Annotated in this window: 8 protein-coding genes; 1 reads left to right on the top strand and 7 read right to left on the bottom strand. The window is 65.5% G+C overall.

The annotated features are described in order from the left end of the window. Positions 1–71: 71 nt before the first annotated feature. The 3 genes from E5X34_RS26910 to E5X34_RS26900 form a co-directional block, all read right to left on the bottom strand. On the bottom strand, positions 72–989 hold the full coding sequence (locus E5X34_RS26910; RefSeq protein WP_292571184.1) for a DMT family transporter: 918 nt from the start codon (positions 987–989) through the stop codon (positions 72–74). Positions 990–1,029: 40 nt separating this feature from the next. Next, positions 1,030–1,923, bottom strand: coding sequence for a DMT family transporter (locus tag E5X34_RS26905; RefSeq protein WP_292571181.1), 894 nt, complete (start codon positions 1,921–1,923; stop codon positions 1,030–1,032). 139 nt (positions 1,924–2,062) lie between these two features. Then, positions 2,063–3,562 (bottom strand): peptidase S10, encoded by a 1,500-nt coding sequence (locus E5X34_RS26900; protein ID WP_292571178.1) that lies wholly within the window; start codon positions 3,560–3,562, stop codon positions 2,063–2,065. Between the two features lie 301 nt (positions 3,563–3,863). On the opposite strand from E5X34_RS26900, the gene E5X34_RS26895 reads away from it, so the two are divergent. After that, a complete protein-coding gene (locus tag E5X34_RS26895; RefSeq protein WP_292571175.1) occupies positions 3,864–4,370 on the top strand; it encodes an OsmC family protein in 507 nt (168 codons plus the stop codon). A 145-nt stretch (positions 4,371–4,515) separates the two neighbouring features. On the opposite strand, the gene E5X34_RS26890 is transcribed toward E5X34_RS26895, so the two are convergent. From E5X34_RS26890 to E5X34_RS26875, 4 genes are all read right to left on the bottom strand, one after another. After that, positions 4,516–4,740: a hypothetical protein gene (locus E5X34_RS26890; RefSeq protein ID WP_041008353.1), complete on the bottom strand. Its 225-nt coding sequence runs from the start codon at positions 4,738–4,740 to the stop codon at positions 4,516–4,518. A gap of 168 nt (positions 4,741–4,908) precedes the next feature. Next, positions 4,909–5,652: an SDR family NAD(P)-dependent oxidoreductase gene (locus tag E5X34_RS26885; protein ID WP_292571172.1), complete on the bottom strand. Its 744-nt coding sequence runs from the start codon at positions 5,650–5,652 to the stop codon at positions 4,909–4,911. Positions 5,653–5,796: 144 nt separating this feature from the next. Then, positions 5,797–7,278 carry an amidophosphoribosyltransferase gene (purF, locus tag E5X34_RS26880; protein WP_042637921.1) on the bottom strand — a complete coding sequence of 494 codons (1,482 nt, stop codon included), beginning with the start codon at positions 7,276–7,278 and terminating at the stop codon, positions 5,797–5,799. Positions 7,279–7,392: 114 nt separating this feature from the next. Continuing rightward, entirely contained in the window at positions 7,393–8,067 is a 675-nt protein-coding gene (locus tag E5X34_RS26875; protein ID WP_042637922.1) for a CvpA family protein, read from the bottom strand. Positions 8,068–8,096 lie beyond the last annotated feature (29 nt).

The following is an 8,096-nucleotide window of genomic DNA, read 5'->3' as shown; positions in this document are numbered from 1 at the left end:
GACTTGGGGGGTGACCCGTCGATCTAACAATGCCTGTGCCGGATGATGGTTCCGTGATTGGCGAAATTTTTTTACGAGCGCGCCGATTTCGCCTTCAGCCAGTCGCGGCCGGCATGGGCAAAGACCGCGCAAAGCACGATGGCGCCGCCGATGACGCTGGCCATGGGCGGGGCTTCGCCGAGGAAGATCAGGGCAAACAGGATGGCGAACGGCACCTCGGCAGAGCCCAGCAGGCCGGATTCGGCGGCAGGGATAAGCCGCGAGCCTTCCGTCCACAGGATCGAGGCCAGCGCGAAGGAGCAGCCGAAGGTGGCAAGCAGCACCACGTCGCGCGTCGAGACGGCCAGCGGATCGGTGACGAACCAGCCGAGCACGAAGAGCAGGAAGGCCGAGACCGCGCCCGCCCACACGACCGGCGAATCACGGAAGGCCCGCACCATGATCATGTAGAGCGCGCTGCCGGCGGTCATCAAAAGCGCCAGCCCGTCGCCGAACAGATGGCCGCTGCCGAGGCCGCCGCCCACCATGATGGAGACGCCGCACAGCGACACGGCCGCGGCCAGCATCGTCTGCAGCCGGAATTTCTCCCGCACCAGAAGGAAGGCAAGAAGCGCGGCGATGAAGGGCGAGGTCGCGTAGATGACCGCGACATTGGCGACATAGGTGTATTTGAACGCCGAGATGAAGGCGATGCTGATCGCTGCTCCTTCCACCGCCAGCAGCCAGCCCCGCCAGCCCAGTCTCAGGCTTTCGCGTCCGCCCGAGCGCCGGCGGCGCCAGAGCACATAGAGGCTGATCAGGATCGAGCCGAAAAAACCGCGCCAGCAGGTGATCGTCAGCGGATCGGCGTGGATCGACTTGGTCAGCACGCCGGTAAGCGCGAAAGCGATGGCCGATGCCGAGATCAGGATGATGCCAAGCGTGCGCTCGGCCGCTGCGTCGGCGGCGGCATGCGTGAGCTTTTCAGGCATCTCAAGCGTGTCCGTCATAGCGCTAGCCTACCCGGTTGTTCCTGACAGCTCTCTGTCATCAGGCCTGCTCCCGCTTGCGGAAATGCTCGTTGACGACAATGAGCAGGCCGGCGCCGATGATCAGCGCCGCGCCCATGAATACCTCCGTGCGCGGCACGTCGCCCCAGATGGCGAAGCCTAGCGCGAAGGCCCAGACCAGCGAGGTGTATTCGAACGGCGCCACGATCGACACCGGGGCGCGCTTCATACCTTCGAACAGCACATATTGCGCCACCCCGCCGAGCGCGCCGACGCTGAGGAGCAAAAGCAGCTGCGTTCCGTCAGGCATGCGCCACCACAGCAGCGCCGGCACGGCCGAAAAGAGCAGGAAATAGAAATTGTTGAGCACGAGCTGGATCATCGTGCGCTCCTGCAGCGCCGTCTTGCGCAAAAGCACAACGGCGATCCCCCAAAGCACGGCGGCCGCCAGCACCAGCAGCACCGGCACGGAGAGGCCGAGCCGCGTCGGATCGCAGGCGATGAAGACGCCCACGAAGCCGACGAAGACCGCGATCCAGCGCAGCAGCGGCACCGTCTCGCCCAAGATCACCACGGACAGCACGGTGACGATGATGGGTGCTGCGTAATAGATGGTGGTGAGCTCGGCGAGCTGCAGCGAGCGCGCGGCGTTGTAGTAGCAAAGCCACGCGGCCTGCGTGAAGGCGCTGCGCACCAGCATCGGCCTGACGATCGGTGAATCGATCGTGTCGGCAAACAGCCGCTTGCCGCCGATCGCGCCGCAGGCGAGGAGAACGGTGATCGAGCGGACGAACATGATCTGCCAGACTGTCATGCCGGCGACCAACAACTTGATCGAGGCGTCCTGCGCCGAAAACAGGAAATAGGCGGCAGCCGTGAACAGGATGCCGGCCAGCACCCTTTCGCGGCTTTCGAGGACGACGATATCGGCCATGCGGTTTCAGCGTGATTGCGTGGGGCGGCTCCGCCCCAGCCGGGACCGTTGCTCCAGCTATACGGGCGAAAGCTTGCAAGGCGCTGCTCCAGCGCGGCGCTTGCGTTGGCGCAGGTCGTTGCCGGAGGCCGGTCGGGGATCACTGCGTCGCCTGATAGAGCTCCGATGCCGCGTCCTTCAGGGCGCGCCGGCCGTCCGGTCGTAGATACATCATGTGGCCGCCCTCGACCACGTCGAGGCGGATCGGCTTAGCATCTGACAGCGAAGGAAGCTGGTTCACCAGGTAACGTGAGGCGAGATAGGGCGTGACCAGGTCGGTATAGCCGTTGACGATGACGACTCCGAGGGCCGGGTTGAGTGAACGCGCCCGCTGCAAATCGTTCATCACGCCGGCATAGCCCTGGCCCGAAGTGCCGTAGTCCCAGTTGCGGGTGACCTCGCCATTGAGCAGCCGGTAGCTGATATCGGTGCGGTAGTTCAGCTCGTCGCGGACATAGGCGACGAAGGCGGAGGTCAGGACCGGAACGCTGCGGTCGAGCACCGGATCGGGACCGGCGTCGCGCGCACTTTGCGGCGCGAGGTCGGCGGTGCCGATCGTGGCGTCATACGGGCTGAGCACCTTGCCCGTGGCGCGCTGGAATTCCTTGGCGAAGAGCCCGGTGGGGATGCGGGCGAAATTGCGTTGCACGAGCTCGAGCGGCAGGCCGGTGAGTTCCGAAACGCGCCCACTGGCGAGCTTGCCACCCTGCTCCAGCCCGCTGTTCAGCGCCGTCAGGTAATCGCCGAGCGCATAATGCTCGACGTCGGCCAGCCTGTCGCGCAGCGCATCGCCGCTCACGCCGTCGCTCTTCAGGCGGGTCGCCGCCAGCGAAGGCAGCTCCAGCGCCCAATGCAACTGGTCGAACTGGTCGGGCCGCACCAGCATGAACTCCAGCGCCGGCGAGATCAGCACGATGCCGCTGGGGCTGAGGCCCACATCCTCCTGCAGCGTGCGGGCGAGCAGCGCGGCGCGAAAGCCGCCATAGCTTTCGCCGGCGAGAAACAGCGGCGAACCGGTGCGGCCGTTCTGCGCCAGATAGAGCCGGATGAAGGCGCCGACCGAGCTGGCGTCGGCGTCGACGCTCCAGAACTCCTTGCCCTCATGCCCCGGCGCCTCGCGGCTGTAGCCGGTGCCGACCGGATCGACGAAGACGAGGTCGCTCATGTCGAGCCAACTGTCGGGATTGTCGATGAGCTTTTGCGGCGGCCGGCGGAACTCGCCGTCGGCGGCTGTCTCGACGATGCGTGGCCCGATCGCGCCGAGATGCAGATAGGCAGACGCCGCGCCTGGCCCGCCATTGAAAACGAAGGTGACCGGCCGATCCTTCGCCGGAGCAGACGACTGCTGCGTGTAGGCGACATAGAAGATCTCGGCCGTGACCTCGCCCTTGCCCGACAGGAGCGAGACCGTGCCGGCCTTGGCCTGGTAATCCAGCTTGCGCCCGCCAAGCGTGATCGAATGCTCGGTCACCTGCGGCGGCGGCAACAGAGATAGCACGCCGCCTTGGGGCGCGGGGCGCTCGGGTGCTTCCGCGGCGAAGCCCGGCTGGGCGAAAGCGGCAAGCGCCAGAAGGATAAGGGGGACGAGCTTGGATCGCATGACGGCTCCGCGGAATGACATCGCAAAGGTATGGCCGGAACGAAGGAAGTCAAAGAAACTATTCGCAAACGTCGAGTTCCTTCGCGCCCCCCTCAGGCCTGCCGGCCATCTCCCCCACGAGGGGGGAGATCAGATGTCGCGTCGGCCTTCGCCAATTTCCGACGTTGACGAAAGGGCGCCGCCGGAGAAGCTGCCAATTCTCCCCCCAAGTGGGGGAGATGTCCGGCAGGACAGAGGGGGCGCTGTCGCGCCAGCATAACAGTGCTATCAAGTTCGGAGACTTATCGAAAAGGACAGCACCATGGACGCCACCGCACTCAAAGCCATGCAGGCTCCGCTGAAGGAAGCCTATCGCGACGACGCCGCCAAGGCGCTGATCACGCTGAGAGCGCGCGGCACGCTGGACGATCAGTCGATCGCCTGCAAGGTGGAGACGGGCAGGGCGCTCGCGGTTGCCGGCCTTCATCCAGCCACCGGCGGCTCGGGCCTGGAGCTATGTTCTGGCGACATGCTGCTGGAGGCGCTGGTCGCCTGCGCGGGCGTGACGCTGAAGGCTGTGGCCACCGCGCTGGAGTTCAAGCTCGGCAACGCCAGCGTCGAAGCCGAGGGTGACCTCGATTTCCGCGGCACGCTCGGCGTTGCCCGCGACGCGCCGGTTGGTTTTCGCGAGATAAGGCTGGAGTTCGACCTCGACACCGACGAGCCGCAGGAGCGCATCGATTCGCTGATGAAGCTCACCGAGCGCTACTGCGTGGTGTTCCAGACGATCAACAACAAGCCGGCGCTGAGCGTAAGCGCGGGGCGGTGAAGCGCGACGCCCCCTCATCCGGCCGCTACGCGGCCACCTTCTCCCCGGTGGGGAGAAGAGATTGGCACCGGCGCTGACAGCCTCCTCTCCCCAGCGGGGAGAGGTCAGCCGAGCGAAGCGGAGGCTGGGTGAGGGGGAGTGTTGCCTACTGCGCCGACGGCGTCTCCGCGTCCCCTTCATCCGTAAACGGCGAGGCGCTCGGCACGCATTGCACGGCCCAGCCCTGCGGGGTCGGCTGCTTCTGATATTCGGTGATGGCGTTTGTGCATTGCTCGCGGGTGTCGAAGGTGCTGGGCAGCACCACCATGCCGCCTTGCGGGCCGGCGATCACCAGATACCAGACCAACGCTACGCTGGGAGTAGCAGCCATGGGAATTCCTCACTTTGCTTGAATGTCGGAGTCGGACCGATCCTAGCAACTCCCTCAGCACGGCGAAAGCAGGGCGGCGGGACATGCTTCCGCAGCACCGTTCACAGACCCGTGAAGAGGGCTTTCGCCAGGCGGGCTCGGCCTGCCGCGACGCTTTTTGAACTCGAATTATTCCGGTTGCCGGTAGGCGACGAAGCGGTTGTGCTTGGCCTGGAAGATCAGGCCCGTCTCCTTCAGTCCCGGGCTTGCCAGCGGCACGATGCGCCTGGCGATCTCGGACGGATGCGGCAGCGTCTCCGGATCCTCGCCGGGCATCGCCTGCGCGCGCATCGCCGTGCGGGTGGCGCCGGGATCGGCGGCGTTGACCCTGAGCGGCAGGCTCTCGGTCTCATGCGCCCAGGAGCGCATCATCGTCTCCACCGCCGCCTTGGACGCCGCGTAGGGCGCCCAGAAGGCACGCGCCGAATGGGCGGAGTTGGCGGACATGATGATGGCGCGGCCGGCATCGGAAAGCCTGAGCAGCGGGTCGACCGATCGGATCAGTCGCCACGTCGCGGTGACGTTGATGGTCATCACCTTCTCGAAGGTCTTGGCCTCGACATGGCCGATCGGCGAAATGACGCCGAGCACGGCGGCGTTGGCGACAAGGATGTCGAGCTTGCCCCAGCGCTCATGGATGGCGCCGCCCAGCCGGTCGATGCCTGCCATGTCGGTGAGGTCGAGCGGCACCAGCGTTGCCTGTCCGCGCCCATCAGCCTTGATCTGGTCGTCGAGCTCTTCCAGCCCGCCCACCGTGCGCGCCACCGCGACGACATGCGCGCCGGCTGCCGCCAGTTCCTTGGCGATGAAATAGCCGATGCCGCGCGAGGCGCCGGTGACGACCGCCACGCGGCCGGAAAGGTCGAGGGTCATGCGAGAATGTCCGTGAGCTAAGCAATTCCAGGAAAAGTGTCTAACGGTTTTCCGTCCGGAATTGCGTCAGAAACAAACACTGCAATTCCAGGAAAGTGTCTGACGGTTTTCCGTCCGGAATTGCGTCAAAACAGATACCGCGGCCTACGACCCGCTCGACGCCAGCAGCGACAGCGTGCGCACATTGTCGTGGCCTTCGAAGTCGAGCAGGCGGGTGGGGTACTGTCCCGTGAAGCAGGCGTCGCAGAATTGCGGCTGGTCGTTGTCGCGGCGCGCCTCGCCGACGGCACGATACAGCCCGTCGATCGACAGGAAGCCGAGCGAATCGACACGGATGAACTCGGCCATCTCCTCGACCGACATGCGCGATGCGAGCAGCTTCGACTTCTCCGGCGTGTCGACGCCGTAGAAGCAGGATGCGCTGGTCGGCGGCGAGGCGATGCGCATATGCACTTCCTTCGCGCCGGCATCGCGCACCATCTGCACGATCTTCTGGCTGGTGGTGCCGCGCACAATCGAATCGTCAACCAGCACCACGCGCTTGCCCTCGATCATGCGGCGGTTGGCGTTGTGCTTGAGCTTCACGCCCATGTGGCGGATCGAATCGCCAGGCTGGATGAAGGTGCGCCCGACATAGTGGTTGCGGATGATGCCGAGCTCGAAGGGAATGCCGGCGGCCTGGGAGAAGCCGATCGCCGCCGGCGTGCCGGAATCCGGCACCGGCACGACGATGTCGGCCTCGACCGGGTTTTCCTGCGCCAGTTCCGCGCCGATGCGCTTGCGCACCTCATAGACGTTGCGGCCCTCGACCGAGGAATCCGGCCGCGCGAAATAGACATATTCGAAAATGCAGAAACGCGTCTTCTGCGGCTCGAACGGGAAGATGCTCTCGATCCCCTTGGAGGTGATGACCACCATCTCGCCGGGCTTGATGTCGCGCACGAAGCGTGCGCCGATGATGTCGAGCGCGCAGGTCTCCGAAGCGAGGATCCAGGCGCCGTCGAGATCGCCCAGCACCAGCGGCCGGATGCCGAGCGGGTCGCGGCAGCCGATCATCTTCTTGGCCGTCATCGCCACCAGCGAGAAGGCGCCCTCCACCTGGCGCACCGCCTCGATGAAGCGCGAGTTCAGGTCGCGCTCCTTGCTGGTCGCGACCAGATGCAGCAGCGTCTCGGTGTCGGAGGTCGAGGAGAAGATCGAGCCCTGCTTCTGCAGCGCGCGCTGCACGGTGAGGGCGTTGGTGAGGTTGCCGTTGTGGGCGACGGCAAGACCGCCCTCCGCAAGCTCGGCGAAGAAGGGCTGGATGTTGCGCAGGCCGGCGCCGCCGGTGGTGGCATAGCGCGTATGGCCGATGGCGCGATTGCCCTGCAAGCTGTCGATGACACGCTGCTTGGTGAAGGTGTCGCCGATCAGACCGACATGGCGTTCGACATGGAACTGGGTGCCGTCATAGGAGACGATGCCGGCCGCTTCCTGGCCGCGATGCTGCAGGGCGTGCAGGCCGAGTGTGACGATTGCCGCCGCGTCCTGCCGGCCGAAAATGCCGAACACGCCGCATTCGTCATGGAAATGGTCGTCGGCCTCGGCGGAAAGGACATTGCCTGCATCTGCCGTTGAGTCTGCCATCTGGTGCTCAAGCTCCGCTAAAGCCGCCATATAGGGCGATCTCTGACGGAACGCAACGCACCTCGTCAGGCATTCACAAAATGCCTCACGCCAGCGCTATGGCCGGCCTGGATTTCAGTTTGCCGGCGCTGGAGCGGGAGCCGGGGCGGGCGCCGGAGCCGGCTCGTTGTCGGCAGGCGCCTCACCCTCGCTGTCGTCGGGCGCCGGCGCGTTGTCGTCGCCGGCCGGCGGCTCGGCCGCGGGCTGGTCGGTCGTGGCCGGCGCGCCAGCCTGGGGCGTGCCCTTATGCGTGTATTTGTTGACCAGTTCCTCGGTGTTTTCCGGCAGCACGCTTTCGAGCTTGGCGCCGATCGTCTCGAGCAACGGCCGCGACTTGGCGTTGGCGATCCAGGCGGGCGCCTTGGCGCCGGCCAGCCAGTTGAAGAACAGAAGCGCCACCGCAACCACCAGGATGCCGCGCGCCGCGCCGTAGAGGAAGCCGAGGGTGCGGTCGAGCGCCCCGATGCGCGAATCGATGATCCAGTCGGCAAGCTTCATCGTGATGACGGAGACGACGATCAACGCGATCAGGAAGACGATACCCGCTGAAGCGGCCATCGCGATCTTGTCGTTGTCGATATAGGGCTGAACGTAGGGCAGGACCGGCTTGTAGAAGAAGAAAGCCGCTGCCGCCGCCGCTGCCCAGGAAACCACCGACAGCACTTCGCGGGAGAAGCCGCGCACCATGGCGAGCATTGCTGAAACCAGGGTGAAGCCGACGAGAATTCCGTCAAGCAGCGTAATCGGCATGGTCCTCGCCCCACTTCCTGTCTAACGGC

It is taken from the genome of Mesorhizobium sp. (assembly GCF_004963255.1).
Classification (GTDB): Bacteria; Pseudomonadota; Alphaproteobacteria; order Rhizobiales; family Rhizobiaceae; genus Mesorhizobium.
Note: the sequence above shows the minus strand (reverse complement) of the source record. Positions and strands in the feature narration are given on the sequence as shown.